Genomic DNA, 26,391 nt, shown 5'->3' on the forward strand with positions numbered 1-26,391 from the left:
CGGCGCCGGCTTGCCGGTGATCAACGCGGCAGGACGCAGTTCCGGGAGGCGGTCGAGGCGGGGTGGCCGGGATTGGCCGCCGCGTAGTAGCGCAGCTGGCTCTCGGTGAGCGCGTGCACGTAGTCGGTGCTCGGGTCGCTCAGCGGGTCCGCCACCAGGTAGTAGGTGCCGGTCCAGCCGAGCACGGTGACCCAGTGCGACGTCGGACGGCTCGCCGACTTCTTGTACGGCATGCGGTATGCGTCACCGCCACAGATGGACGGTCGCCCGGCACGCGCGTACGCGAGGGTGTCGTCGATGCCCCCGTGCCACGCCGACAATCCGTACGCCACGAATGCCGGTGCGAGATCGGGGAACTCGGTTCCTCGGGCGTTCCGGGCGGTCGTGTCGGGCACGTGCATCGTGGTGTAGCGCATGTACTGCACGGCCGTGGCCCGGTCGGCGGTGATGCCGTCCCAGCCGTGCGGCGTCCTCCCCAGGTGCAGCAGTAACGAGACCATCGCGACCGGGCCGCAGTTGGCCCACTGCGCGGCTCCGGTGTCCCGCTGCATCATCGCCATCAGAGGGCCCGAAGTGACCGGGCCGAGGAGCGACCTCCAGCATGTCGTGTCGACGTACGCGGCCCGGTCCATCCCGTGACCGATCTGGAAACCGCGCACATTCCGGTCGGTCTGCGTGCCGTAGTACGGCGTGCGCAGTGTCATGCCGTAACCGTGCTTGTCGAGCAGGGTCTGCACGGCGTACACGCGGATGTCGCTGACTCCGTAGCGCACCGTGCGGTCGCACAGCGACTGCACGGTGCCACTGCTCGCGAGGCCCGTCGCGTCGATGCCCACGCTGTGCTGGAACGCGACCACCGCCGCTCGTGTCGCCGGCCCGTACGACGACTCCCACGCCGTCACCCGGAACCCGCGGGCGTACAGCAGGTACTGCAGGGCGCGGACATCATGGAAGCTGCTGCCAGGTCCGATCGCGGACCACACGGGATAGGGCCTGTTGGGCGCGGTCGCCGCGGTGGCGGCCTCGGCCTGCAGCGCGCCGGCGACGGCGAGTGCGGTCGCGGCCGTGGCGCCGAGCAGTGCACGTCTGCTGGTGGTCACCGGTGAGCTCCCCAGATCGACACGGGCGTCGCGGTCCTCGTCAGCTCCGCCGCCACGGTCGACGCTACCAAGCGAGCGTGATGGCGGTGTGCGTCGTCGGCCAGTGCTGCAGCACTGGCCAGGGACGCACTCCGCGCACTTCGCCGCTGAACGAGGACGAGACCGCAGGTTTCCCTGCGGTCTCGTGCTTCTTCGTGGGTGCCCCCGGCAGGATTCGAACCTGCGCTTTCGCCTCCGGAGGGCGACGCTCTATCCCCTGAGCTACGGGGGCGGGCAGCGCTTTCACAGCGCGGCGTCACCGTACCAGTCGGAGCCGACCGGTCCGCAATCCGCGCTCGCGGCCCGGTCGGCTCGCAGTGGCGTCGGAGTGGGGTCCGGAGCGGCATCCGCTCAGCCGGGCACGCGCCCCCGCGACGCGTCTCTCCCAGCGGTCGCCCGAGCCCGAGAGTCTGCGCGGTCGGTACCTTTACCCCGCCATGTCTGACAACAGCGCGCACGACTCCCGCGAGACGGTGCTGGACCGGGTCTTCCCGTCCGGCGCCGCCCTCACCGACGACGGCGCCGTACGCATCGCCGGTCACGACCTGCGCGACATCGCTCGCGCGTGGGGGACGCCGGCCTACCTGCTGGACGAGGCCGACATCCGACGCCGGGCGGCCGCGTTCCGCGAGGCATTCACCGACGCCTTCGAGGCCATCGGCACCCGCGTGGACGTCTATTACGCGGGCAAGGCGTTCCTGTGCACCCCCATGGCCCGCCTGCTGCAGGAGGAGGGCCTGCGGCTGGACGTCTGCTCCGGCGGCGAGTTGGCCGTGGCGCAGCGCGCGGGCATCCCGGGGGAGCAGATCGCCCTGCACGGCAACAACAAGTCGCCCGCCGAGATCGCGCAGGCGCTCGATGCGGGCGTCGGGCGGATCATCGTCGACTCGTTCGAGGAGATCGATCGCGTCGCCGACGCGGCGCGCGAGCGGTCCCTCGTGGCGCGGGTGATGCTGCGCATCAAGACCGGGGTCGAGGCCCACACCCACGTGTTCATCGCCACCGCCCACGAGGACCAGAAGTTCGGGTTCAGCCTCGACGGGCAGGTGGGCGAGGCGGTACGCCGGGTGCTCGCCGCACCGGATGCCCTGCAGCTCCTGGGTTTCCACTCCCACATCGGCAGTCAGATCTTCGAGTCCGACGGCTTCCGCGAGGCCGCCCGACGCCTGATCTCCCTGCAGCTGGCGGTCGCGTCGGAGCACGGCGTCCAGTTGCCAGAACTCGATCTCGGGGGAGGCTTCGGAATCGCCTACCTGCCGGCCGACGAGCCGCTCGGTGTCCGCGAGATGGCCGGGCAGCTCGCTGGCATCGTGGAGGAGGCGTGTGCGCAGGCGGGTATGCCGCTGCCGCGGGTCTCGGTGGAGCCGGGCCGTGCGATCGTCGGACCCGCGGGCGTCACTCTGTACGAGGTCGGCACCGTCAAGCCCGTCCGGGTCAGCGACGACCTGGTCCGCACCTACGTCGCCGTCGACGGCGGGATGAGCGACAACCCACGGCCGGTGCTCTACGACGCCGAGTACACCTGCGTGCTCGCCGGACGGCCGGGCAGCCCCACCACGACGCAGACCCGCGTCGTCGGCAAGCACTGCGAGAGCGGCGACATCGTGGTCCGCGACGTGCGGCTGCCGGACGACGTACGCGCCGGCGACCTGCTCGCGGTGCCTGCCACCGGCGCGTACTGCCGCTCGCTCGCCAGTCAGTACAACCACGTGCCCCGCCCACCCGTCCTCGCGCTGCGCGACGGCGAGGTCGGCGTGTGGCTCCGGCGAGAGACGATGGACGACCTGTTGGCCCTGGAAGGGGAGTGACGTGAGCGAACCCGTGCGGGTGGCCCTGCTGGGCTGCGGATTGGTGGGCTCGGCGGTCGCGCGACGGCTGCAGGAGCGTGCCGGCGAGTTCGAGGCGCGCATCGGCGCACCGCTGCAGATCATCGGCGCGGCGGTGCGCGACGTGGAGAAGCCGCGGCCCGAGTCGGGGTTGGCTCCTGACCAGTTCACGACAGACGCGAAGGGCCTGGTGGCCCGCGCCGATCTGGTGATCGAGTTGATGGGCGGGCTCGAACCGGCCCGCGAGCTGCTCCTGCACGCGATGTCGTCCGGTGCGGGTGTGATCACCGCCAACAAGCTGCTGCTCGGAGAGAACGGCCCGGAGCTGTACGAGGCCGCCGAGCGCTCGGGTGTCGACTTCTACTACGAGGCCGCGGTCGCCGGCGCGATCCCGCTGCTGCGCCCGTTGCACGTCTCCCTCGCCGGCGACTCGGTGCACCGGGTGACCGGCATCGTCAACGGCACCACCAACTTCATCCTCGACAAGATGGACCGCACCGGCGCAGAGCTCGCAGACGTGCTGCGGGAGGCGCAGGAGCTGGGGTACGCCGAGAGCGACCCGACGGCCGACGTCGAGGGGTACGACGCCCGCGCCAAGGCCGCGATCCTGGCCTCGCTCGCCTTTCATACCCGGGTGTCCAGCCGTGAGGTGCACTGCGAGGGGATCATGGCGATCACCTCCGAGGACATCCGCGCCGCGCGCATGACCGGGCACGTCATCAAGCTGCTGGCCATCTGCGAGCGGGTGACCGGCGCCGACGGTGACGCCGCCCTGAACGTGCGGGTGCACCCGGCGCTCCTACCCCGTTCGCACCCGCTGGCCTCGGTCCGCGAGGCCTACAACGCCGTCTTCGTGCAGACCGAGCTGGCGGGTGAGCTGATGTTCTACGGGCCGGGCGCGGGCGGTGACCCTACGGCGTCGGCCGTGCTCGGGGATGTCGTGCAGGCCGCTCGGCACCGGGTGAGCGGGGGCCGGGGCCCGGGGGAGTCGGCGTACGCCGGCCTTCCGGTCCAGAGCATCGGCTCCGCGCTGACCCGCTATTTCATCCGCCTGAAGGTCGACGACCGACCGGGCGTGCTGGCGCAGGTCGCGAATGTCTTCGGTGCAGAGGGTGTCTCGATCGAGAGCATGCGCCAGGGCGTCGCACGGTCCGACACCGGTCGAGCCACGCTGCACCTGGTCACCCACGAGGCCACCGACGCCGCGCTCGCGCGCACGGTCGACCTGTTGCGGGTGCACGACGACGTCACAGCCGTGGCCTCGGTCCTGCGAGTCGAAGGAGCCTGATCCACGTGGCACATCTGTGGAGGGGCGTCATCCGGGAGTACGCCGACCGGTTGCCGATGCTGGCGGGCGCACCGATCATCACCCTCGGCGAGGGCGGCACCCCGCTCATCCCGGCGGAGCACCTGAGCGAGCTGGTCGGTGCGCAGGTCCACGTGAAGTTCGAGGGCCTCAACCCCACCGGGTCGTTCAAGGACCGCGGGATGACCGCGGCGATCTCGATGGCCGCCAAGGCGGGCGCCAAGGCCGTGATCTGCGCCTCCACCGGCAACACCAGCGCCTCGGCCGCCGCGTACGCGACCAAAGCCGGGATGACCTGCGGAGTGCTGGTGCCGGACGGCAAGATCGCGATGGGCAAACTCAGCCAGGCGATCGCCCACGGGGCCGAATTACTCCAGGTGGCAGGCAATTTCGACGACTGCCTCACTCTTGCGCGCAAGCTGGCGGAGTCCTATCCCGTCGAGCTGGTCAACTCCGTCAACCCGGCCCGCATCGAGGGACAGAAGACCGCCGCGTTCGAGGTGATCGACGTGCTGGGCGATGCGCCCGACATCCACTGCCTTCCAGTGGGCAACGCCGGCAACATCACGGCGTACTGGAAGGGCTACCGCGAATACGCAGGAGTGACAGGCGAACCGGCGGTCGCAACTCGTACGCCGGCAATGTGGGGATTCCAGGCGGCGGGTGCGGCGCCGATCGTCAGGGGCCACCCGATCGACGAGCCGGACACCATCGCCACGGCGATCCGGATCGGCAACCCGGCGTCCTGGAAGCAGGCCGAGCAGGCGCGCGACGACTCCGGCGGCCTCATCGACATGGTCACGGACGAGCAGATCCTGGCCGCCCACCGCCTTCTGTCCAGCCGGGAGGGCATCTTCGTCGAGCCCGGATCGGCGGCGAGCGTGGCAGGTCTGCTGCTGATGCACGAGCGGGGCGCGGTGCCCGCCGGCGCCACCGTCGTATGCACCGTCACCGGACACGGCCTGAAGGATCCGAGCTGGGCCCTGAAGACCGCCGACGGCGCGGACATCCAGCCCACCAAGGTCTCGGTGGACGCGGTCTCGGCGGCCGCGGCCCTGCGGCTCGAAGGCTGAACCGGCAGATGGAGCACCAATTTGCCGTGGGCCGCAGGGTCCGCGTCGAGGTCCCGGCGAGCACCGCCAATCTGGGACCGGGCTTCGACTCGATCGGCCTCGCGCTCGGCCTGGGGGACGTCGTCACGGCGGAGGTCGTGGCCTCGGGGCTGCACATCAGCGTGGACGGCGAGGGTGCCGGCGTCGTGCCCGACGACGAGACGCACCTGGTGTGGCGCTCGATGCGCACCGCGTGGGAGCGGCTGGGAGTCGCGAGCCCATCGGGGTTGAAACTGCACTGTCACAACGGTGTTCCGCATTCTCGTGGGCTCGGATCGTCGGCCGCCGCCATCGTGGCCGGAGTCGCCGCGGCGGTGGCCCTGGTCGACCCGCATCTGGACGACGCGGCCCGGCGTACGGTCAGCGACATCGCCGGAGACCTCGAGGGTCACCCGGACAACGCGTCGGCGAGTGTCTACGGCGGTCTGACGGTGTCGTGGCGATCGGGGGACCGGTGGCTGACGACGTGCCCGCCGGTGCACCCGGACATCGAGCCGGTGCTCTTCGTCCCCGACGCCACCCTCTCGACGCACCGGGCACGCTCGGTGCTTCCGGCAGTCGTCCCGCTGGCGGACGCCGCTCGCACCGCCGGGCGCGCCGCACTGTTGATCGAGGCCATGACCCGCCGGCCGGATCTGTTGTTCGCCGGGACCGCGGACTGGCTGCACCAGGAGGCGCGCCGAGCCTCCTATCCGTCGACGATGGAGCTGGTCGACCGGCTGCGGGCGCAGGGGCACGCCGCTGTCGTGTCCGGCGCGGGCCCGTCCGTCCTGGTGCTCACGACCCGCGCCCGAGCGACCGCGGTCCGCACGGACGAGCGTTGGGCAAGGGCCACGCCGGGAATAGCGGAGGGCGGCCTGCGCGTTTTTTCGCTCTGAGCCGTCGACGGTGTAAGTTTGCATCGCACATCACACCCAAGGCCGCGTGACGAAGTCCGGGCCTGTGAGTGCATCACCATTGCGAAGAACCCATCGCCGGGCTACCCCGGGCGGCTCTCCGCAAGGAAAATCGTGGCTGCCGAAAGTGCTTGCCGCGCAATCTGATAACCGGCTCAGCCGGTTTCTGACGAGGGGGAAGGAACCTTCGTGACAGACACCACCGAACTTGCCGCGCCCGAGCAGGGCGCGCCTCGTTCCACCGGCTCGCTCAGCGCTCTGAAGCTGGACGAGTTGAAGCAACTGGCCTCGACCATGGGCATCAGCGGCACGTCCAAGATGCGCAAGAGCGACCTGTTGACCGCCATCCGCGAGCGGGGTCAGGGGAACACCGCAGCCGCCACGACGGCACCGCGCCGCCGTGAACGCGGTCGCGTCACGGCGCCTGCCACGACTCCCCCAGTCCGCGCCCCCCGCGCCGGCCGTGCAGACACCTGCCCGCGCCGAGCAGGGCGGTACCCCTGAGCCGACGTCGGCACCGGAGCAGTCGGGTACGACGCCCGAGGGCACCGATCGCACGCAGCGCAACGGCCGGACCGTGCAGACCCGCCAGGACGAGGAGCCGCGTCGCGCACGCCGTGACGAAGGCGACCGCTCCTCCAGCGAGCAGTCCGGCAACGAGCGCCGTGACCAGCGTGACCAGCAGGGCTCGAACGAACGGGCCGAGAACCGCGGCAACGACAACCGCGGCAATGAGAACCGTGACGACGACGGCCGCGGCGCCGACAACCGCCGGGACGACAACCGCCGGGACGACAACCGGGGCACCGAGAACCGCGGCAACGAGCGCGGCAACGACAACCGTGATGCCCGCCAGGGCGGCAACGCCCAGCAGGACAACCGGAGCGACCGGGGCAACGAGGGCCGCGGCGGCAACGACCGAGGCAACGACAACCGTGGCGTCCGCCAGGGCGGCAACGCCCAGCAGGACCGCGGCAACCGCGGGCAGGGCAACGCGGGCAACGGCGCCCCGAACCGTGGCAGCCAGGGCCAGGGCAACCAGGGCAACCAGGGCAGCCAGAACAACGCCGGCGGCCGTGGTGGCGACGACTGGAACGACGAGCGGGGCGGCCGGCGTCGTCAGCGCGGGCGCGACCGCAAGCGCGGTCGTGGCGCAGACGACTTCGGCGACGTGGACACCCAGGTGCGCGAGGACGACGTCCTCGTGCCCGTGGCCGGCATCCTCGACCTGCTCGACAACTACGCGTTCGTGCGCACCACCGGCTATCTGCCGGGGCAGAGCGACGTCTACGTGCCGATCAACATGGTCAAGAAGAGCGGCATGCGGAAGGGCGACGCCATCACCGGCGCGGTCCGGGCGCTGCGCGAGGGCGAGCAGCTGCCGGCGCGTCAGAAGTTCAACGCTCTGGTCCGTCTCGACACCGTGAACGGCATGACGCCCGAGAAGGCGCGCGAGCGCGTCGAATTCGGCAAGCTGACGCCGCTGTACCCCCAGGAGCGTCTGCGCCTGGAGACCGAGTCGAACATCCTGTCCACCCGGATCATCGACCTCGTCGCACCGATCGGTAAGGGACAGCGCGGTCTCTTCGTGGCGCCGGCCAAGGCCGGTAAGACGATGATCATGCAGGCCGTGGCGAACGCCATCACGGTCAACAACCCCGAGGTCCACCTCATGGTGGTGCTGGTCGACGAGCGGCCCGAAGAGGTCACCGACATGCAGCGCGCCGTCAAGGGCGAGGTCATCGCCTCGACCTTCGACCGGCCCGCCACCGACCACACCCAGGTCGCCGAGCTCGCCATCGAGCGTGCGAAGCGGCTGGTCGAGCAGGGCCTGGACGTCGTCGTCCTGCTGGACTCCATCACCAAGCTGGGACGCGCCTACAACCTCGCCGCACCGGCGAGCGGGCGCATCCTGTCCGGTGGTGTCGACAGCGCCGCGCTCTACCCGCCGAAGAAGTTCTTCGGTGCGGCCCGCAACATCGAGTTCGGCGGATCGCTGACGATCCTCGCCACGGCGCTCATCGAGACCGGGTCCAAGATGGACGAGGTCATCTTTGAGGAGTTCAAGGGCACCGGCAACATGGAGCTGCGGCTGTCCCGGATGCTCTCCGAGCGCCGGATCTTCCCCGCGGTCGACCTCAACGCCTCCAGCACCCGCCGCGAGGAGATCCTCCTCGCGTCCGACGAGCTGAAGATCATGTGGAAGCTGCGTCGCGTGCTCGCCGCGCTGGACCCCCAGCAGGGCATCGAGTTGCTGCTCGACCGGTTGAAGAAGACCAAGAGCAACACCGAGTTCCTGATGCAGGTGCAGCAGACCAGCTCGATCAAGCTCGACGACGAGGACTGACCCTCACCCCCGGTTGTCAGCGGATCTCTGGTGCATACGCCGGTGATCCGCTGACAACCGGAGGCAGGAACGACGAAACGCCGCCCCACCGATTCGGTGGGGCGGCGTTCGCGTTGCCGTACGCGCGTATCAGGCCGCCGTGGGGACGACCGGCACGGCCTTGCGGTGTGTCAGATCGCGGTGCGAGCTCTCGGTCAGCGACTGACCGTTGGTCTCAGGCGCCCACATGTAGGAGATGATCCCGCCGCCCAGGGACACGGCGCCCAGGATGACCAGCACCGTAGGTGTGCCGAAGTCGTCGTTGACGATCGGGAGCATGAAGGTGCCGATGGCCGCGGCGACCCGGCTCGTGGAGCTGGCCACGCCCAGACCCGACGCGCGTACCGAGCTGGGGAACACCTCCGAGGGGTAGATGCCCGTGGTGATGCTCATGATCCCGTAGGAGAACAGGTAGCCGAAGTAGGCGACGACACCGAAGACGAGCGGCAGTTGGGAGTTGAGCGCGGCGAGGAAGAGGAAGACCGCGCACACGAACATGGGGATGATCGTGATGGGGCGACGACCGACCCGGTCGATGTACTTCCAGGAGATGGTCGCGCCGATCAACGCCACGATCGTCCCGAGCAGCGCGCCGAAGAGAGCGTCGCGAAGGCCGAGCGACTTCAGGATCGTCGGACCGAAGAAGGTCAACGCGAAATAGGGCATCACGATGGCGCTCCAGGACAGCGACACGAAGAGGGTGCGACGGATGTACTCCTTGGAGAAGAGCAGCCGGTAGTTGGTCTCCTGCGGCTCCTCCTCGCTGAGGTCGCCGACGTCGCGGACCTGCAGCTCCTCGCGGTAGATCCGCTTCGCCTTGGTGTCACGACCCTTGCTCATCAGCCAGCGCGGCGACTCCGGCAGGCCGTGGCGGATCACCAGGCAGATGACGGCGGGTACGACGCTCGCGCCGAGGATCAGCCGCCAGCCGCCAGGCCAGTAGGAGTTGATGGCGTAGCCGATGATGTAGGCGATCACGTAGCCGACGTTCCAGCTGATCTCCAGCAGGCCGAGGTAGTTGCCCCGGTCCTTCTTCTGGGAGAACTCTCCGAGCAGCGGGGACCCGATCGCGTAGTCGCCGCCGACGGCGACTCCCATCACGACACCGAGTACGAAGACCTGCCAGGCCGATTGCACGAAGAAGAGAGCGAAAGCGCAGCTGCTGAAGAGGATCAGGTCGAAGGTGAACATCGGCTTGCGGCCGATCTTGTCGGTGATGTAGCCGATGATCAGGCCGCCGAAGAAGGTGCCGATGAGCACCGATGCTGAGATCCAGGAGTCCCAGTGGCCCGTGACGTGCAGCTCGTCGTGGGCGCGGCCCGCCATGGCCGCGGCGAAGGTCGCGAAGACGAAACCGTCGATGAACATCCCACCGCCGGTGGCCACCGTCATCTTGCGCAGGAAGTGCCGCACGGGTGGGGTCAGCGGCGCCTCGTGGTCCCTGCGCAGGGCATGTTCCGGCGGTGAAGTGGCAGTCGTCATGGGTACAGGATCACCCCTAAGGGGGTGCGGCGCACAACCGGCACCCGTACTCGATACGCACGGGTAGCAGAATGACGGCGCCTACGGGCGCCCCTGCAAGGCCGCTTCCGACGGCCCGAGACGCCGAGGAATAGCACCTGCCACGGCGTCGTTTAGGAAGAGGTCAGAGGTTCTGGCAGAATGGCCCGCTGGCCACCGGTTCACGCGTCGTGCACATCGCGCGAGCGACCCGGAGGCAATCGACAGCTAGGAGAAAACCCGTGAAGAAGGACATCCACCCCGCGTACGGTCCCACGACCGTCACCTGCACCTGTGGCGCGACGTTCGAGACCCGCAGCACTGCCGAGGGCGGCACCATCACCGCCGAGACCTGCTCGCAGTGCCACCCGTTCTACACGGGCAAGCAGCGCATTCTGGACACCGGTGGCCGCGTGGCCCGCTTCCAGGAGCGCTACGGCAAGAAGGCCGAAGCCAAGTAGCTCCTCCGACGCGCCGGCTCCACCTCTCCAGGTGGGGCCGGCGCGTTGTTTGTGTCCCGTGACACCTGACCGACCGTCTCGAAGGAGTTCGCCGTGTTGGAATCCGCCGCCGCCGTCGCGCAGGAGTACGCCGACCTCGAGGCCCGGCTCGCCGATCCGGCGATCCATGCCGACCCCACGGCCATGCGCAAGCTCAACAAGAGGTACGCCGCGCTGGCTCCGACCGTCGCGGCGTACCGCGCCTGGCTCGCTGCCGGCGACGACCTCGGTGCCGCGTGCGAGCTGGCGCAGGAGGACGAGTCCTTCGCGGCCGAGGTGCCGTCCCTGCAGGAGCGCTTCGACGGCGCCCAGGACGCGCTGCGCAAGCTGCTGCTCCCGCGCGACGAGGACGACGACCGCGACGTGATCCTCGAGGTCAAGGCCGGTGAGGGCGGTGAGGAGTCGGCCCTGTTCGCCGGCGATCTGGTGCGGATGTACCTGCGGTACGCCGAGCGTGCCGGGTGGCGCGCCGAGCTGGTCGACGCCACCGAGTCCGACCTCGGCGGGTACAAGGACGCCCGGCTGCAGGTGCGCGCCAAGGGCACCATGGACCCGGGCACCGCGCCGTGGGCGCTGCTCAAGTACGAGGGCGGTGTGCACCGCGTGCAGCGCGTCCCGGTCACCGAGAGCCAGGGGCGGATCCACACCTCGGCGGCGGGCGTCCTGGTGATGCCGGACCTCGACGACGGTGACGACGACGAGATCGAGTTCGGACCGAACGATCTGAAGATCGACGTCTACCGCAGCTCCGGTCCGGGCGGGCAGAGCGTCAACACCACCGACTCGGCGGTCCGCATCACCCACCTGCCGACCGGCGTCGTCGTCTCGTGCCAGAACGAGAAGAGCCAGCTGCAGAACAAGGAGTCGGCGCTGCGGGTGCTCAAGGCCCGACTGCGGCAGATCCGTCAGGACGAGCGGGACGCCGAGGCGTCCGCCGCGCGCAAGAGCCAGGTGCGCACGGTCGACCGCAGTGAGCGCATCCGCACCTACAATTTCCCGGAGAACCGGATCGCGGACCACCGCACCGGCTACAAGTCCTACAACCTGGACGCCGTGCTCGACGGCGACCTCGGCGCGGTGGTCGCCTCGGCGGTCGAGGCCGACGAGTCCGCGCGGATGGCAGCGGTCGCCGACCGCGACTGATGAACGAGCTGCGCCTGCTGCTGCGCGATGCGTCGCTGCGGCTCTCCCACGCCGGCGTCGGGTCGCCGGACACCGACGCGATCGCGCTGCTCGCGCACGCCTGGTCCACGGACGTCGCGGAGGTACGCCGCGCCGAGGTGCTGGGCCGGATGCCCGACGACGTCGTGCTGCAGCGGTTCTCGGCACTGATCGACGAGCGCGCGACGAGGGTGCCCCTGCAGCACCTCACGGGACGCGCGGCGTTCCGGCACCTCGAGCTGGCTGTGGGGCCGGGGGTCTTCGTGCCACGTCCCGAGACCGAGATGCTCGTCGACCTCGTCGCGCCCACTCTGCAGTCGATCGCCGCCCCGGTCGTTGTGGATCTGTGCGCCGGGTCCGGTGCGCTCGCCCTGGCGGTGAAGAACGAGCATCCGGCGGCGTCGGTGTACGCCGCCGAGCTATCGCCGGACGCGTGCGCGTGGGCGCAGGCCAATCGCGACCGGCTCGGGCTGGACGTGCGGATCCGGTGCGAGGACGCGCTCACGGCGTTCCCCGAGCTCGAGGGGCAGGTCGACGTGGTGCTCAGCAACCCGCCGTACATCCCTGTGGGGATGGTGCCGATCGACCCCGAGGTGCGCGACCACGACCCGCAGATCGCGCTCTACGGCGGCAGTGAGGACGGTTTGCGAATCCCGCTCCTGGTGGCGGCGCGGGCGGCTCAACTGCTGCGGCCTGGCGGTCTCCTGGTGATGGAACACGCATCTTCCCAGGGGGATTCGCTACCCGCCCGACTGTCGATCCAGGGCCTCTGGGACGACGTCGCCGACCATCGAGACCTCACGGCCCTTCCCCGTGCGGTGAGTGCGCACTGCCGATGACCGTCCGGATGCCGCACACCCCGGTCGGGGCGGCGGCGTGGGACATAAGAGCAGCACGCGGTGTCGGCCGAGGCTACCGATGGGTAAGGTGAGCCCCATCACACCGGATCGGTAGCGAGCAGGCCACCGTGCGGTCGCCAGCGTGGCCAGGAGGCTTCATGCCCGACACCTACGACTACGTCGTCATCGGCGGCGGGAGCGCGGGGTGCGTGCTCGCCGCCCGGCTGACGGAAGACCCGGCCACGACTGTGCTCCTGATCGAGGCCGGTGGAGAGGCGGACGCCGACGAGATCAGCATCCCGGCCGGCTTCCCCTCCCTCTTCCGGACGCGGTGGGACTGGAACTACCACACGACCGGGCAGAAGCAGTTGGACGCGCGACCGACGTACTGGCCGCGGATGAAGGCGCTCGGCGGCTGTTCGTCGATGAACGCGATGATCTACATCCGCGGCAACCGGGTCGACTACGACACCTGGCGTGACGCGCACGGCGCCACCGGCTGGGGGTATGACGACGTTCTGCCGTACTTCAAGCGCGCAGAGCACAATTCGCGGCTCGGTGATCCGTTCCACGGGCAGGACGGCCCGCTGTACGTGGAGGACCGGCGCTACGACCACGAACTGAACGACGCGTGGATCGCCTCCGCCGTCGCCTCCGGAATGGGCGCGAACGACGACTTCAACGGTGCCCGCCAGGAGGGCGCCGGTTTCTACCAGGTGACCTGCAAGGGCGGCCGTCGCTGGTCCACCGAACGCGCGTACCTGGAGCCCGCCCGCGGCCGCGCCAATCTCGAGGTCATCACGGGCGCGATGGTGGAGCGCATCGAGCTGGACGGGGATCGCGCGGTCGGAGTGACGTTCGAGCACCTGGGGGAGCGGCGCACGGCGCGGGTCGATGCCGAGGTGCTCCTGTGCGCCGGGGCGATCAACTCACCGCAGCTGCTGATGCTGTCGGGGATCGGACCGGGCGGGCACCTGCGGGAGACCGGCGTCGACGTGCGCCACGACCTGCCCGGGGTGGGGGCCAACCTGCACGATCACCCGTTCGTGCCGCTGATCTGGGAGACCAAGGGCACCACGGATCTGCTGGAGTTCAACACGCTGCCGAACATCCTGAAGGCCAAGGCGCTGGGCCGGGGGCCGCTGACATCCAACGTCGCTCAGGCCGGAGCGTTCTTCCACAGCCGGGAGGGGCTGGCGGCGCCGGATCTGCAGGTGCACTTCACCCCAACGGGCTTCTGGGACAACGCTGCCCACGAGTCCGGGTCGCGCAAGGTCTCGATCGGTACGACGCTGGTCAGCGTCGCCAGCCGCGGGCAGCTGCGGCTCCGGTCGGCCGACCCGTCGTGGCATCCGAGCATCGACCCGGCGTACTACGACGACCAGCGCGACCTCGACGCGATGCTCGCGGGGTGCGAACGGCTGCTGGACGTCGCGAACTCCGGTCCGCTCGCGACGTATCTGGACACGCCGTTCATGCCCGACACGGCCGCGCCGAGCACGGAACAGCTCGAGGCGCACATCCGTCGGGAGACCCAGACGCTCTATCACCCGGTCGGCACCTGCGCGATGGGCGAACATCCCGACGCCGTCGTCGACGCCGAACTGCGCGTGCACGGGCTGACCGGCCTGCGCGTCGTGGACGCCTCGGTCATGCCCGAGGTGCCCCGCGGCAACACCAACGCCCCGACCATCATGATCGCCGAGCGCGCAGCGGACCTGCTCCGCGGCCGCGCCTCGAACCCGTCCCACCGCCTCGCCGATGCAGGAGTGAACCGATGAGCACAGCCATGGCAGACACCGCGACCGATGCCGCCGAGCAGGAGCCGCGCACCTTCGAATCGCTGAACCCGGCCACCGGCGACGTGGTCGGCGTCCACGCGATCGACGACGAGGCGACGGTCCGCGAAGCCGTACGTCGCGCGCGTGCCGACGCCGCATGGTGGGACGAGCTGGGATTCGACGGCCGCCGGGAGATCCTCGGCAAGTGGCGCGGGGTCATCGCCCGGCGGATGGGCGAGCTCGCGGCCGTGGTGCACGACGAGACCGGCAAGCCGCACGCCGACGCGCAGCTGGAGATCGGCCTGACGGTCGATCACCTGGCGTGGGCGGCCGGGCACGCGCGCAAGGTCCTGGGCCCGACCAAGTCCTTCGCCGGCCTGTTGATGGCCAACCAGTCGGCCGTCGTCGAGCACCGGCCACTCGGTGTCATCGGTGTGATCGGGCCGTGGAACTACCCGGTGTTCACCCCCATGGGGTCCATCGCGTACGCGCTCGCAGCCGGCAACTGCGTCGTCTTCAAGCCCAGCGAGCTGACCCCGGGCGTGGGCGAATGGCTGGCCGCGTCGCTGCGCGAGGTCGTGCCGGACCGCGCGCTGCTGCAGGTGGTGACCGGTCTCGGCGAGACCGGCGCCGCCCTGTGCACGGCCGGTGTCGACAAGCTGGCCTTCACCGGTTCGACCGAGACCGGCAAGAAGGTGATGGCCGCCTGCGCGCAGACCCTCACCCCGGTGATCGTCGAGGCCGGAGGCAAGGACGCTCTGCTGGTGGACGAGGACGCGGACGTGACCCCCGCCGCGGACGCTGCCGCGTGGGGTGCCTTCTCCAACGCCGGCCAGACCTGCATCGGCGTCGAGCGGGTCTACGTGCACGAGCGGGTGTACGACTCCTTCGTCGACGCCCTCGTGGCTCGCGCCCAGAACGTGCACCCCGGCGGCGGGCCCGGTGCCCACTACGGCCCGGCCACGCTGCCCAAACAGCTGGACCTCATCCGCGGACACATCGACGACGCACTCGCGTCGGGTGGTCGAGCGCTGGTCGGTGGGGAGGGCGCGGTCGGCGACCGGTTCGTGCAGCCGACGGTGCTGGTCGACGTACCGGAGGACCGCCCCGCGAACACGGACGAGACCTTCGGTCCGACCATCACCGTCAAGAAGGTGGCCTCCATGGACGAGGCGGTGCGGCTGGCGAACGCCACCCGTTACGGCCTCGGCTCGACCGTCTTCTCCAAGGCGCATGGCACGGAGATCGCGCGTCGTCTCCGTTGCGGGATGACGGCCGTGAACGACGTCATCTCGTTCGCCGCCATCCCCTCGCTGCCGTTCGGCGGGGTCGGTGACTCCGGCTTCGGTCGCATCCACGGCCCGGACGGGCTGCGCGAGTTCACCTACGCCAAGGCGATCGCGTCGCGGCGGATCAAGCCGGTGATGCTCCTGACCACCTTCGACCGCACCGCGAAGCAGGACTCGACGTTCGCCCAGCTGATCACCGTGATGCACGGCCGGGCCACCACGATGCAGCGCCCGGCCGCGGTCGTGAGCAGGCTGCGCAGGTCCCGCTGACCGCTCGCTCCGAGGTCGCGTGGGGGTTCTGCGTGTGCGGCCAGTGCTGCAGCACTGGCCGCACACGCAAAACCCCCACCTCGACGTTTAATCCAGGCGTGTCGGCGGAGTACGCGCCTAGCATCGGCGGGTGCCCGATGCGATCTTCGACGACCCGCGGCTGGCCGCCGTCTACGACGCGTTCGAGGGTGACCGCAGCGACCTGACGGCGTACCGCGCGATCATCGGTGAGTTGGGCGCGACATCGGTGCTCGACATCGGTTGCGGGACGGGCGTGCTGGCGCTGATGCTCGCCGCCGACGGGGTCGCGGTGCACGCGGTCGATCCCGCGGGCGCGTCTCTCGACGTCGCCCGATCGAAACCCGGCGCGCACGCGGTGCGGTGGCACCGCGGCACGGTCGAGGATCTGCCATCGCTGCGGGTGGACGTGGCGGTGATGACCGGCAATGTCGCCCAGGTCTTCACCGAGGACTCGCAATGGGACGAGACCCTGCGCGTGGTCCATCAAATGCTGCGCCCTGGCGGGCACCTGGTCTTCGAGTCGCGTCGGCCGGAACGACGCGCGTGGGAGGACTGGGAGCGTGATGCCGCCCCCGTGCAGCTCCATGTCGAGGGCGTCGGTGACGTCATCGAGCGGTTCGAACTCACCGGCGTCGCACTGCCGCTGGTGTCCTTCCGACATCGGTGCACCTTCGCCGCGGACGCGACCACCGTCACCTCCGAGTCGACGCTGATCTTCCGTTCGCGCACCGAGATCGAGCAGACGCTGAGGACGGCCGGATTCGTCGTACGCGAGGTGCGTGACGCACCCGACCGGCCCGGCCGCGAACACGTGTTCATCGCGCAACGCGACTGAGTCGGCGTGGGGGTTCTGCGTCTGCGGCCAGGGCTGCAGCACTGGCCGCAAACGCAAACTGCACACGCGCACCCCGGCGCGCGACCCCCCGCCCGTTCGGTCTCAGAGGACGGTGGCACCCGCGAGATCACAGACGATGGCCGCAGCCTGCGTGGTGGTGATGATCGCGCCGCGGAGGGCGTGCATCCGGTCGAGGTCGCACGGGCCGAGGCCGGCACCCCGCAGGTCGGCGTGCTCCAGCTGCGCCTCGGCCAGGTCCGCGCCGCTCAGGTCACACCCGTCGAAGATGCACGACCGCAGATCGGCGCCGCGCAGGACGGCTTCGGTGAACCTCGTCCCGGACAGGTCCGCATGAGCCAGCGGTGCACGGATCAGGTTGGCTGCGAACGCGTTCGAGCGACTGATCGTGAATCCGAAGCCGCTGACGCCCTCGAAGTCGGCGCCCATCAGACGACATCCGCCGAACGACGCACCCCCCAGAGCAGCACCGCGCAGGTCGGCGTTGTCCAGCACACACTCCTCGAAGTGCACCTCGGTGAGGTCGACACCCCGCAGGTCGATCTCCCGCAGATCGCAACGGACCAGTCGCACCGCCTCCGTTGCGCCGTTCACGACCTCCCGCAGCGTGGGACCGTCGTAGCTCTCGTCGCCGAGCTGCACCGGTCCCCTCAGCCGTCCTCGGTCTGTACGGCGACACCCTCGCCGACCTTGCTGTGCTTGTAGCCGTAGAACGCGTAGATGATGATGCCGAGCAGCGCCCACACCACGAACCGCAGCCAGGTGACCGGCTCCAGCTTGCTGATCAGCCAGATCGAGAACGCGATGCCGATCAACGGGGTGACCGGCATGCCCGGTGTCTTGAAGGTGCGAGGCAGGTCCGGTGAGCGGTAGTGCAGGACGATCACGGCGGCGGACACCACGATGAACGCGAGCAGGATGCCGATGTTGGTCAGCTCGGCCGCGTCGCCGATGGGGACGAACCCGGCGATGGCGGCCGACACGACGCCAATGATCCAGGTCGGCCGGTGCGGTGCGTGGAAGCGGTTGGTCTTGGCGAACCACCCGGGGAGCAGCCCGTCGCGGCTGATCGCGAAGAACACCCGGGACGCGCCGAGCATGAAGCCGAAGAGCACGGTAAGGATGCCGATGATGGCGCCGATCGCGACGACGTCGGCGAACCGGTCGAGCCCGACGGACTTGAACGCCGTTGCGAAACCGCTGGTTTTGCTGATCTTGTCGTACTTCTGCATGCCGGTGAGCACCGTGCACGCCAGCAGGTAGAGCACCATCGAGATCGCCAGCGAGAGCATGATCGCCTTCGGCAGGATCCGCGTGGCGTCCTTGGACTCCTCCGCAGCGGTACTCATCGCGTCGTACCCGAACACTGCGAAGAAGACCGTCGCGGCGCCGGTCACGGCACCGCCGAAACCGTAGGGGAAGTAGGGATGCAGGTTGCCACCCTTGATGTAGAACGCGCCGACGACGACCACCGCGATGACGATGGCCACCTTGACGACCACCAGGACGGACTCCGCCCGGGCGCTGGATCTGATGCCGCGGTTGAGCAGCACGGCGATGAGTAGGCACAGGATCAGCGCGAAGAGGTCGACCTTGTGGCCCGATCCGGTGCCGGGCGCGCCCAGCATCCAGACGGGCAGGTGGGCGCCGAAGTCGTTCAGCAGGAACGAGAAATAGCCCGAGATGCCGATCGCGACCACCGCCACGATGGCGGTGTACTCCAGGAGTAGGTCCCACCCGATGAGCCAGCCGACGAGCTCGCCCAGCACGGCGTACCCGTAGGTGTAGGCCGACCCGGCCGCCGGGATCAGGCCGCCGAACTCGGCGTAGGAGAGCGCGGCGCACGCCGAGGCGACACCCGCGATGATGAAGGAGATGCTGACCGCCGGTCCTGCGACCCCGTTGGCCACCGTGCCGGCCAGGGAGAAGATGCCGGCTCCGATGATGGCGCCGATCCCGATGGCGGTGAGCTGCCACAGACCGATCGAGCGCTCCAGTCCGCCGGCCTCCTCGTGACTGACGATCGGCTTGCGGCGCAGCACCCCCTGCCGCGGCGCGATCTTCTGGTCACCGGCCATCACGTACTCCCGTCCTCGCAGGTACACCCGGTCCGGCGCGCCCGTGCTGTGAGCCTAGCCACGCGGCGGTCGGTTCGCTCTGGTGCGAGCCCCGGGTGATGTGTACGGTGTCCACATCGCAATCGGCCGGCCGCCCGCGTCTCTTCCGGAGGATGCCTGCGGCGGACCTCATTCCTCAATGCGTTCTGGCACAGGAGATCTCATGGTCGATGGCACCGCCGAGCAACTGAGCGTCACCCGGTTCGTCGATGCACCACCCGCAGCCGTCTTCGACGTGCTGGCCCATCCGACACGGCACCAGGAGACCGACCCCGCGCCCTGGAGATGGGTCCGCGAACCCCAGCAGCCCGACCCCATCACGCACGCGGGGCAGGTCTTCACAATGAACATGTACCTGGAGCGGGTCGGCGGCGACTATCGGATCGACAACATGGTCACGGCGTTCGAGCCGCCGCGGCTCATCGCCTGGAGACCGGGCAGCGTCCGCGACGGCGACCTGCACCTCGGCGGCTGGGAGTGGCGCTACGACCTCGTTCCCGAGGGCGAGGGCACCCGGGTCACCCTCACCTACGACTGGGGCGACACCTCTACCCAGACCCGCAAGGACTTCGGTCGGATGCCCCCTGGCCACCGGAGTACCTGCAGGAGTCGATCGACCAGCTCGCCACCACGTGCGAATCGGCGCGGACCGGCCGGTGAGCCCCATGACGCCGAGCGCGCACCAGGTCGGCGTGGCACGATCGCGCAGATGAACGACAGCCCCGATACGCAGGCGCGACTGCGCACGCTGATCCTGCTGCGCCGGGTCCGGGACCGGATGGACCGGGAGTACGCCCAGCCCCTGGACGTCGAGGCGCTCGCGCGCGGGGTGCACATGTCGGCCGGCCACCTCAGCCGCGAGTTCCGCACGGCGTACGGCGAGTCGCCGTACGCCTATCTGATGACCCGGCGGATCGAGCGTGCGATGGCGCTGCTGCGCCGCGGCGACCTCAGCGTCACCGACGTCTGCTTCGCGGTCGGTTGCTCCTCTCTCGGCACCTTCAGCAGTCGGTTCGCCGAGTTGGTCGGTGTGCCGCCCAGCACCTACCGCCGTGAGGTGGCGTCCGCGACGTCGGGCATCCCGTCGTGCGTGGTGAAGCAGGTGACCAGACCGGTCAGGAATCGAGAAGCCCGCCTCGCGGCGGCGGATCTAGCGTGAGCGCCATGGACATCACCATTCACAACGCCTTCCTGCCCCAGACGGATCCGGCCGCGACGCTCACCTTCTATCGGGACGTCCTCGGTTTCGAGGTCCGGAACGACGTCGGCTACAACGGGATGCACTGGATCACGGTCGGGCCCGCCGGTCAGCCCGGCACGTCCATCGTGCTCTTCCCGCCGGGCGCCGATCCCGGCGTCACCGACGAGGAGCGCCGCACCATCACCGAGATGATGGCCAAGGGCACCTTCGCGATCATCACGCTGGCCACGCCGAATCTGGACGAGACCTTCGACCGTCTCCAGGCGGCGGGCGCCGAGGTCGTGCAGGAGCCGATCGAGCAGCCGTACGGTGTGCGCGACGCTGCGTTCCGGGACCCGTCCGGCAACCTGATCCGGATGAACGAGGTCCACTGAGCCGTCGGTGCGGAGAACGCGCCGGCAGAGGGAGACACGATGAGCACGGCCTCGGGGCGACGGCGCACACCGGCGCCGTCCTCGACACCGCATGCCGCCGACAAGCACGACCTGATCACGGTGCGGGGCGCCCGGGTGAACAACCTCAAGGACGTCAGCGTGCAGATCCCCAAGCGCCGGCTGACGGTCTTCACGGGGGTGTCGGGCTCGGGGAAGAGCTCGCTGGTCTTCGGGACGATCGCCGCCGACTCCCAGCGGCTGATCAACGAGACCTACAGCGCGTTCGTGCGGGGCTTCATGCCCACGCTGGCGCGCCCCGACGTCGACGTGCTCGACGGCCTCACGACGGCGATCGTGGTGGGGCAGGAGCGGATGGGTGCCGACGCGCGGTCCACGGTGGGCACCGCGACGGACGTCGACGCGATGCTGCGGGTGCTCTTCAGTCGGGTCGGCACGCCGTACGTCGGCTCGCCCCAGGCGTTCTCCTTCAACGTCGCCTCGATGAGCGGCGCCGGGGCGGTGAGCATGGAGCGGGGCGGCCGCACGACCAAGGAGCGGCGCAGCTTCAGCGTCACCGGCGGCATGTGTCCGCGGTGCGAGGGCCGAGGATCGGTGACCGATTTCGACCTGACCCAGCTGTACGACGCGGACCGCTCGCTCAACGAGGGCGCTCTCGTCATACCGGGTTACAGCATGGACGGCTGGTACGGCCGGATCTTCCGCGGCTGCGGCTTCTTCGACCCCGACAAGCCGATCGAGAAGTTCAGCAAGAGGGAGCTGGACGCACTCCTCTACAAGGAAGCCACCCGGATCAAGGTCGACGGGATCAACCTGACCTACGAGGGGATCATCCCGAAGATCCGAAGGTCCTTCCTGGCCAAGGACATCGACACCCTGCAGCCGCACATCCGCGCGTTCGTGGAGCGGGTGGTCACCTTCTCCACCTGCCCCGACTGCGGCGGGACCCGGCTCACCAAGGAGGTCCTGGCCAGCACCGTCGGCGGGCTCAACATCGCCGAGGCGTCGGCCATGCAGATCAGCGATCTCGCGGAGTGGGTGCGCGGCCTGGACGAGCCGACCGTCGCTCCGCTCCTGCAGTCGTTGGGGGAGTCGCTGGACTCCTTCGTCGAGATCGGTCTCGGCTACCTCAGCCTCGACCGCCCGTCGGGCACCCTGTCCGGCGGCGAGGCGCAGCGCGTGAAGATGGTGCGCCATCTCGGGTCCTCGCTCACCGACGTCACCTACGTCTTCGACGAACCGACCATCGGGCTGCACCCGCACGACATCCAACGGATGAACGAGCTGCTGCTCCGGCTGCGGGACAAGGGCAACACCGTGCTGGTTGTGGAGCACAAGCCCGAGACCATCCAGATCGCCGACCACGTCGTCGACCTCGGCCCGGGAGCGGGTGCGGCGGGTGGCGAGGTCCGCTTCGAGGGCACCGTCGCGCAGCTGCGGAAGGCCGACACCGCCACCGGTCGTCACCTGCAGGACCGTGCGAGCCTGAAGGAGCAGGTACGCGCAGCGACGGGCGCGCTCGAACTGCGAGGAGCAGACCTGCACAACCTGCAGGACGTCGACGTGGACGTCCCGCTCGGTGTGCTGGTCGCCCTCACCGGCGTCGCCGGATCCGGCAAGAGCTCCCTGGTCACCGCCGCGCTCGCGGGCCAGGACGGTGTCGTGACGATCGACCAGAGCCCGATCAAGGGTTCACGGCGCAGCAACCCGGCGACGTACACCGGCCTGCTGGACCCGATCCGCAAGGCCTTCGCGAAGGCCAATGGCGTGAAACCCGCTCTCTTCAGCTCGAACTCCGACGGTGCGTGCCCGGCGTGCAAGGGCGCCGGCGTGATCTATACCGATCTGGCGATCATGGCCGGAGTGGCCACGACGTGCGAGGTGTGCGAGGGCCGGCGCTTCCAGACGGCGGTGCTGAAGTACCGACTCGGTGGCCGCGACATCAGCGAAGTGCTGGAGATGTCGGTGACCGACGCCGAGCGGTTCTTCGGGGAGGACGACGCCGCCGTCCCGGCCGCGCACACGATCCTCGAACGGCTGGTGGACGTGGGGCTCGGGTACCTCACCATCGGGCAGCCTCTGCCGACCCTGTCGGGCGGCGAGCGGCAGCGGCTGAAGCTCGCGACTCACCTGGGCGAGAAGGGCGGCGTCTTCGTGCTCGACGAGCCGACTGCCGGGCTGCACCTGGCCGATGTCGAGCGTCTGCTCCAGCTACTGGACCGGCTGGTCGACTCGGGCAAGACGGTGGTCGTGGTCGAGCACCATCAGGCCGTCATGGCGCACGCGGACTGGATCGTCGACCTGGGTCCCGGCGCCGGCCACGACGGCGGCCGGGTCGTCTTCGAGGGCACGCCGGCCGATCTGGTCGGCGCCCGGTCCACCCTCACCGGCGAGCACCTCGCGGAGTACGTCGCCGGCTGAGAGCCGGGAGCCCGCAAGCGGCACCGCGCGGGCCCTCGAGCGCGTCCTCGACGCACGTGGTCTCCCCGAACGGCGCCGTGTGGTCCCTCGTGGGCGTCCGGACGTCGGCGCGGGCGGGGTCGAGCATGGAAGTGACTGGCGACAAACCGACGCGCGTCGCAGGATGACCCCATGAGCGAGCCCCGGATCGTGGCAGTCGACCCGTCGTCCCCGATCCTGCGCCAGTGGCATGAGGTCCTGCGCGCCGCGTACACGCAGGGGCAGGGGCCGATGTGGTGGATCTCGCTGGCGCACCAGCTTTACTCGGCCGAGCACCCGCACCCGCGTAGAACCCGCTCCAGGTACGCCGCCCTCGACGGCCCGCGGCTCGTCGGCGCCCTGGAGCTGGTCTCGGCCGTGGGCGACCCGGCCGAGCCCGTGCAGGTCGAGCTGGCCGTCGCCCCGGAAGCGCAGGGACGAGGCATCGGTCGTGAACTGGCCTCGTACGCGCTGCAGTTCGCTACGGAGCGCGGTCACTCCACCCTGCAGACGGAGGTGCACGTGCCCGGCGCGCAGGCCCTCGAGGCCACGCGGTCCGGACGGTTCCTGCGCGACCAGGGTTTCCGGGTCGGCAACGTCGAGGACAGGCTGCTGCTCGACCTGCCGTGGGACGGTCGCGGGGAGGGCGATCCACCCTCCGGAGAGGTACGCGTGCAGTCGTGGGTCGGCGCGTGCCCGCAGCGGTACGAGCTGGAGTGGGCGGCCCTCAAGCAGCAGATGCAGGAGGACCACCCGGTCGGGGACCTGACCTGGAGCGACACCCGGATCGACGTCGAGCGGATGCGCGAGGACGAGGGCCGGATGATCGAGCGGGGCTGGATCAGTGCTGCGCAGCATGGCGCTGCTGCGGGACCGCCCGGTGGGTTTCACCGAGATGTTCCTCGACGCCGACGAGCCGGCGATCGTGGTGCAGGACTCGACGCTGGTCGACCGGGCGGCCCGGGGCAAGGGAGTCGGCCGGTCGCTGAAGGCCGCGAACCTGCACCAGCTCGAGCGGATCACGGCCGACACCGCAGCCGGGGCGCGATACGTCCAGACCTGGACGTCGCAGTCCAACGCCCCGATGCTGGCACTCAACAGGCAGTTCGGCTTCCGTGTGGCGGGCACGATGCACGACGCCGAACGAACGGTGTAGGGCCTCCGCCGCTGTCGTAGCGTGGCGCGGTCCCGGGCGAGATGGATAACGGCCTGTTGGGCGACGTCGGCGGTCGGCCGCGGGCAGTTTCCCTCTCCTAGACTCCTGCGGCATGTCGACCACCCAGCCGCAGCACGGCTGTCCGAAGGAGCGGTCCTGGGTCGCGGACGCCGTACGCAAAGTCGCAGCAGACGCCAACAGGTCGGCCGACACTCACCTGATCCCGTTGCGCCTGGCCGGTCTCGACGGGATCGACATCTACTTCAAGGACGAGTCGACCCACCCGACCGGAAGTCTCAAGCACCGCCTGGCGCGCAGCCTCTTCCTCTACGCCCTCTGCAACGGGTGGATCCGTGAGGGGTCGACCGTCGTGGAGGCGTCGAGCGGTTCGACCGCGGTCAGCGAGGCGTACTTCGCGCAGTTGCTGGGCCTGCCGTTCGTGGCCGTCATGCCGCGCTCGACCAGTGCCGAGAAGATCGTGCTCATCGAGCGGTACGGCGGCCGCTGCCACTTCGTGGACGACGCCGGCGCCGTCTATGCGGCCGCGGAGCAGATCGCGCGGGACTGCGGCGGGCACTATCTCGACCAGTTCACCTACGCCGAACGGGCGACCGACTGGCGCGGCAACAACAACATCGCCGAATCCATCTTCGATCAGATGCGACTGGAGCGGCATCCGCAGCCGGCGTGGATCGTGGTGGGCGCTGGTACCGGAGGTACCAGCGCGACGATCGGACGCTATCTGCGCTACCGGGGCATCCCGACCCGGCTGTGCGTCGTCGACCCGGAGGGCTCCGCGTTCTTCGGGGGCTGGGTGGACCGCGACGCCTCCTACGTCACCGGCCGGGGTTCGCGGATCGAGGGCATCGGGCGCCCGCGCGTCGAGCCGTCGTTCCAGCCGCAGATCGTGGATCGGATGATCCAGGTGCCGGACGCTGCCTCGATCGCGGCCGTTCACCTGTTGCGCGAGCGCACCGGCCTGTTCGCGGGCGGGTCCACCGGCACGAACCTGGTCGGGGTGCTCGAGCTGGCATGCGAGATGAAGGCGCGGGGGGAGACCGGCAGCATCGTCACGTTGCTCTGCGACGGCGGCGAGCGCTACAGCGCGACCTACTACGACGAGGACTGGCCGGCGGCGAGGGGTCTGGACCCGGCGGCGCACCGTGCGATGTTGCAACGCGCGATGGACGAAGGGTTGTGGCGGACGTAGTCGAGCCCGGCGCCGACCATTAGCCTGGAGCCTCCCACCCGGCCCCCACCTGCAGGAGTCCCTCGTTGAGCCCCGTCTTCGACTGCGCGAATCCGCAGACCCGGGAGGACGGTCTCGACGCTGCGAAGTCCGCACTCGACCTGGGTGAGTGCGTCGTCCTCCCGACGGACACGGTCTACGGCATCGGCGCCGACGCGTTCAATCCCTCGGCGGTGCAGAAGCTGCTCGACGCCAAGGGCCGCGGCCGCGAGATGCCCCCGCCGGTGCTCGTGCCGGGGCTCCCGACGGTCGACGGACTGGCGATGTCGGTGCCGTCGTATGCGCGACGGCTCATGGAGCGCTTCTGGCCCGGCGGACTCACGCTGATCCTGCGCGCGCAGCCCTCGCTGGCCTGGGACCTCGGCGACAACAACGGCACCGTCGGGTTGCGGATGCCCGACGACGAGGTCGCCTTGGCGCTGCTCGAACGGGTGGGCCCGATGGCGGTCAGCTCCGCCAACCGGACCGGCAAGCCGACCGCGACCACGATCACCGAGGCCGGATTCGCCCTCGGCCCCTCTGTGGAGGTCTACCTCGACGGCGGTGAGCGCAGCGGCACCGAACCCTCGACCATCCTGGACTGCACGAAGCCCGACCCGGTGCTGCTGCGGGCCGGCGCGATCGGCACCGATGCGCTGCGCGAAGTGCTGGCGGGTGTGGAGCTGATCGAGCCCTCCACCGAGAACGGGGTCAGCCTCTGGAAGGCGCCCGCCGACGATCAGGACGGACCCGAGCCGCTCGATCTGTCGCAGACCGAGCCCGAAGGCACGCCCGACGGCGATGTGGACGCCGGTATCGACCCCGTGTTCGTGCCGCCGCAGGACGGCACGTTGCCTGCGAGCGACCTCCCGCAGGACGGTGCGCCGTCCGCCGAGGTGCCCCCGCCCGACCTACCCGCCCCGCCCTCGGACCACACCGACGGCACCCGTTCCACTCCAACGTCCGACGCCTAAGGTGA

At 69.8% G+C, this 26,391-nt stretch carries 22 protein-coding genes, 1 tRNA gene and 2 pseudogenes; 20 read left to right on the top strand and 5 right to left on the bottom strand.

The features are described 5' to 3' along the window. Window positions 1-20: 20 nt before the first annotated feature. Entirely contained in the window at window positions 21-1,100 is a 1,080-nt protein-coding gene (locus LVQ62_RS08485; RefSeq protein ID WP_233767448.1) for a peptidoglycan-binding protein, read from the bottom strand. Between the two features lie 199 nt (window positions 1,101-1,299). Next, window positions 1,300-1,371: transfer RNA gene (locus tag LVQ62_RS08490), tRNA-Arg, on the bottom strand. 205 nt (window positions 1,372-1,576) lie between these two features. Here LVQ62_RS08490 and lysA point away from each other — a divergent pair. The 6 genes from lysA (at window position 1,577) to rho (ending at window position 8,626) form a co-directional block, all read left to right on the top strand. Continuing rightward, window positions 1,577-2,947, top strand: coding sequence for a diaminopimelate decarboxylase (lysA, locus tag LVQ62_RS08495; protein ID WP_233767450.1), 1,371 nt, complete (start codon window positions 1,577-1,579; stop codon window positions 2,945-2,947). A gap of 1 nt (window position 2,948) precedes the next feature. Beyond that, window positions 2,949-4,253: a homoserine dehydrogenase gene (locus LVQ62_RS08500; protein ID WP_233767452.1), complete on the top strand. Its 1,305-nt coding sequence runs from the start codon at window positions 2,949-2,951 to the stop codon at window positions 4,251-4,253. 5 nt (window positions 4,254-4,258) lie between these two features. Beyond that, complete coding sequence (gene thrC / locus LVQ62_RS08505; protein WP_233767454.1) at window positions 4,259-5,344, top strand: threonine synthase; 1,086 nt, start codon at window positions 4,259-4,261, stop codon at window positions 5,342-5,344. A gap of 8 nt (window positions 5,345-5,352) precedes the next feature. Continuing rightward, window positions 5,353-6,261, top strand: a complete 909-nt coding sequence (thrB, locus tag LVQ62_RS08510) for a homoserine kinase (RefSeq protein ID WP_233767456.1) — start codon at window positions 5,353-5,355, stop codon at window positions 6,259-6,261. 207 nt (window positions 6,262-6,468) lie between these two features. Then, complete coding sequence (locus LVQ62_RS17795) at window positions 6,469-6,783, top strand: Rho termination factor N-terminal domain-containing protein (RefSeq protein ID WP_370639686.1); 315 nt, start codon at window positions 6,469-6,471, stop codon at window positions 6,781-6,783. Next, window positions 6,743-8,626 (top strand): transcription termination factor Rho, encoded by a 1,884-nt coding sequence (gene rho / locus LVQ62_RS08515; RefSeq protein ID WP_370639687.1) that lies wholly within the window; start codon window positions 6,743-6,745, stop codon window positions 8,624-8,626. Before LVQ62_RS17795 ends, rho begins: the two co-directional genes overlap by 41 nt. 129 nt (window positions 8,627-8,755) lie before the next feature. Here the strand turns inward: rho and LVQ62_RS08520 are convergent, their stop codons facing one another. Continuing rightward, window positions 8,756-10,147, bottom strand: coding sequence for an MFS transporter (locus LVQ62_RS08520; protein ID WP_233767458.1), 1,392 nt, complete (start codon window positions 10,145-10,147; stop codon window positions 8,756-8,758). A 260-nt stretch (window positions 10,148-10,407) separates the two neighbouring features. On the opposite strand from LVQ62_RS08520, the gene rpmE reads away from it, so the two are divergent. The 6 genes from rpmE to LVQ62_RS08550 all read left to right on the top strand — a co-directional run bounded on the left by rpmE (window position 10,408) and on the right by LVQ62_RS08550 (window position 16,861). After that, entirely contained in the window at window positions 10,408-10,626 is a 219-nt protein-coding gene (gene rpmE / locus LVQ62_RS08525; protein ID WP_179482075.1) for a 50S ribosomal protein L31, read from the top strand. Between the two features lie 93 nt (window positions 10,627-10,719). Further along, complete coding sequence (prfA, locus tag LVQ62_RS08530) at window positions 10,720-11,808, top strand: peptide chain release factor 1 (RefSeq protein ID WP_233767462.1); 1,089 nt, start codon at window positions 10,720-10,722, stop codon at window positions 11,806-11,808. Then, a complete protein-coding gene (prmC, locus tag LVQ62_RS08535; RefSeq protein WP_233767467.1) occupies window positions 11,808-12,665 on the top strand; it encodes a peptide chain release factor N(5)-glutamine methyltransferase in 858 nt (285 codons plus the stop codon). Before prfA ends, prmC begins: the two co-directional genes overlap by 1 nt. Window positions 12,666-12,823: 158 nt before the next feature. After that, entirely contained in the window at window positions 12,824-14,446 is a 1,623-nt protein-coding gene (locus LVQ62_RS08540) for a GMC family oxidoreductase (protein WP_233767469.1), read from the top strand. Continuing rightward, on the top strand, window positions 14,443-16,005 hold the full coding sequence (locus LVQ62_RS08545; RefSeq protein ID WP_233767470.1) for an aldehyde dehydrogenase family protein: 1,563 nt from the start codon (window positions 14,443-14,445) through the stop codon (window positions 16,003-16,005). The genes LVQ62_RS08540 and LVQ62_RS08545 overlap by 4 nt, the downstream gene beginning before the upstream one ends. 130 nt (window positions 16,006-16,135) lie before the next feature. Beyond that, window positions 16,136-16,861 (top strand): bifunctional 2-polyprenyl-6-hydroxyphenol methylase/3-demethylubiquinol 3-O-methyltransferase UbiG, encoded by a 726-nt coding sequence (locus LVQ62_RS08550; protein ID WP_233767471.1) that lies wholly within the window; start codon window positions 16,136-16,138, stop codon window positions 16,859-16,861. A gap of 102 nt (window positions 16,862-16,963) precedes the next feature. Here LVQ62_RS08550 and LVQ62_RS08555 read toward each other — a convergent pair whose 3' ends face one another. Continuing rightward, window positions 16,964-17,521 (bottom strand): pentapeptide repeat-containing protein, encoded by a 558-nt coding sequence (locus tag LVQ62_RS08555; RefSeq protein ID WP_233767472.1) that lies wholly within the window; start codon window positions 17,519-17,521, stop codon window positions 16,964-16,966. 8 nt (window positions 17,522-17,529) lie between these two features. Beyond that, window positions 17,530-18,957, bottom strand: a complete 1,428-nt coding sequence (locus tag LVQ62_RS08560; RefSeq protein WP_179482061.1) for an amino acid permease — start codon at window positions 18,955-18,957, stop codon at window positions 17,530-17,532. 202 nt (window positions 18,958-19,159) lie between these two features. On the opposite strand from LVQ62_RS08560, the pseudogene LVQ62_RS08565 reads away from it, so the two are divergent. The 8 genes and pseudogenes from LVQ62_RS08565 to LVQ62_RS08595 form a co-directional block, all read left to right on the top strand. After that, window positions 19,160-19,471 (top strand): annotated as a pseudogene (locus LVQ62_RS08565) (ATPase); the annotation flags it as partial. Between the two features lie 234 nt (window positions 19,472-19,705). Further along, window positions 19,706-20,155: a helix-turn-helix transcriptional regulator gene (locus tag LVQ62_RS08570; protein WP_233767710.1), complete on the top strand. Its 450-nt coding sequence runs from the start codon at window positions 19,706-19,708 to the stop codon at window positions 20,153-20,155. Window positions 20,156-20,160: 5 nt separating this feature from the next. Next, on the top strand, window positions 20,161-20,571 hold the full coding sequence (locus tag LVQ62_RS08575; protein ID WP_179482055.1) for a VOC family protein: 411 nt from the start codon (window positions 20,161-20,163) through the stop codon (window positions 20,569-20,571). 39 nt (window positions 20,572-20,610) lie between these two features. After that, window positions 20,611-23,010: an excinuclease ABC subunit UvrA gene (locus tag LVQ62_RS08580; protein ID WP_233767473.1), complete on the top strand. Its 2,400-nt coding sequence runs from the start codon at window positions 20,611-20,613 to the stop codon at window positions 23,008-23,010. A 270-nt stretch (window positions 23,011-23,280) separates the two neighbouring features. Continuing rightward, window positions 23,281-23,604, top strand: a pseudogene (locus tag LVQ62_RS17800) (GNAT family N-acetyltransferase); the annotation flags it as partial. Window positions 23,605-23,872: 268 nt separating this feature from the next. Next, window positions 23,873-24,184: a GNAT family N-acetyltransferase gene (locus LVQ62_RS08585; protein WP_233767474.1), complete on the top strand. Its 312-nt coding sequence runs from the start codon at window positions 23,873-23,875 to the stop codon at window positions 24,182-24,184. Window positions 24,185-24,296: 112 nt separating this feature from the next. Continuing rightward, complete coding sequence (locus tag LVQ62_RS08590) at window positions 24,297-25,394, top strand: PLP-dependent cysteine synthase family protein (RefSeq protein ID WP_233767475.1); 1,098 nt, start codon at window positions 24,297-24,299, stop codon at window positions 25,392-25,394. Window positions 25,395-25,459: 65 nt separating this feature from the next. Further along, window positions 25,460-26,386 (top strand): L-threonylcarbamoyladenylate synthase, encoded by a 927-nt coding sequence (locus tag LVQ62_RS08595; protein ID WP_233767476.1) that lies wholly within the window; start codon window positions 25,460-25,462, stop codon window positions 26,384-26,386. The last annotated feature ends 5 nt before the right edge of the window (window positions 26,387-26,391 follow it).

Source organism: Allobranchiibius sp. GilTou73 (assembly GCF_021391335.1).
In the GTDB taxonomy this organism is placed as follows: domain Bacteria; phylum Actinomycetota; class Actinomycetes; order Actinomycetales; family Dermatophilaceae; genus Allobranchiibius; species Allobranchiibius huperziae.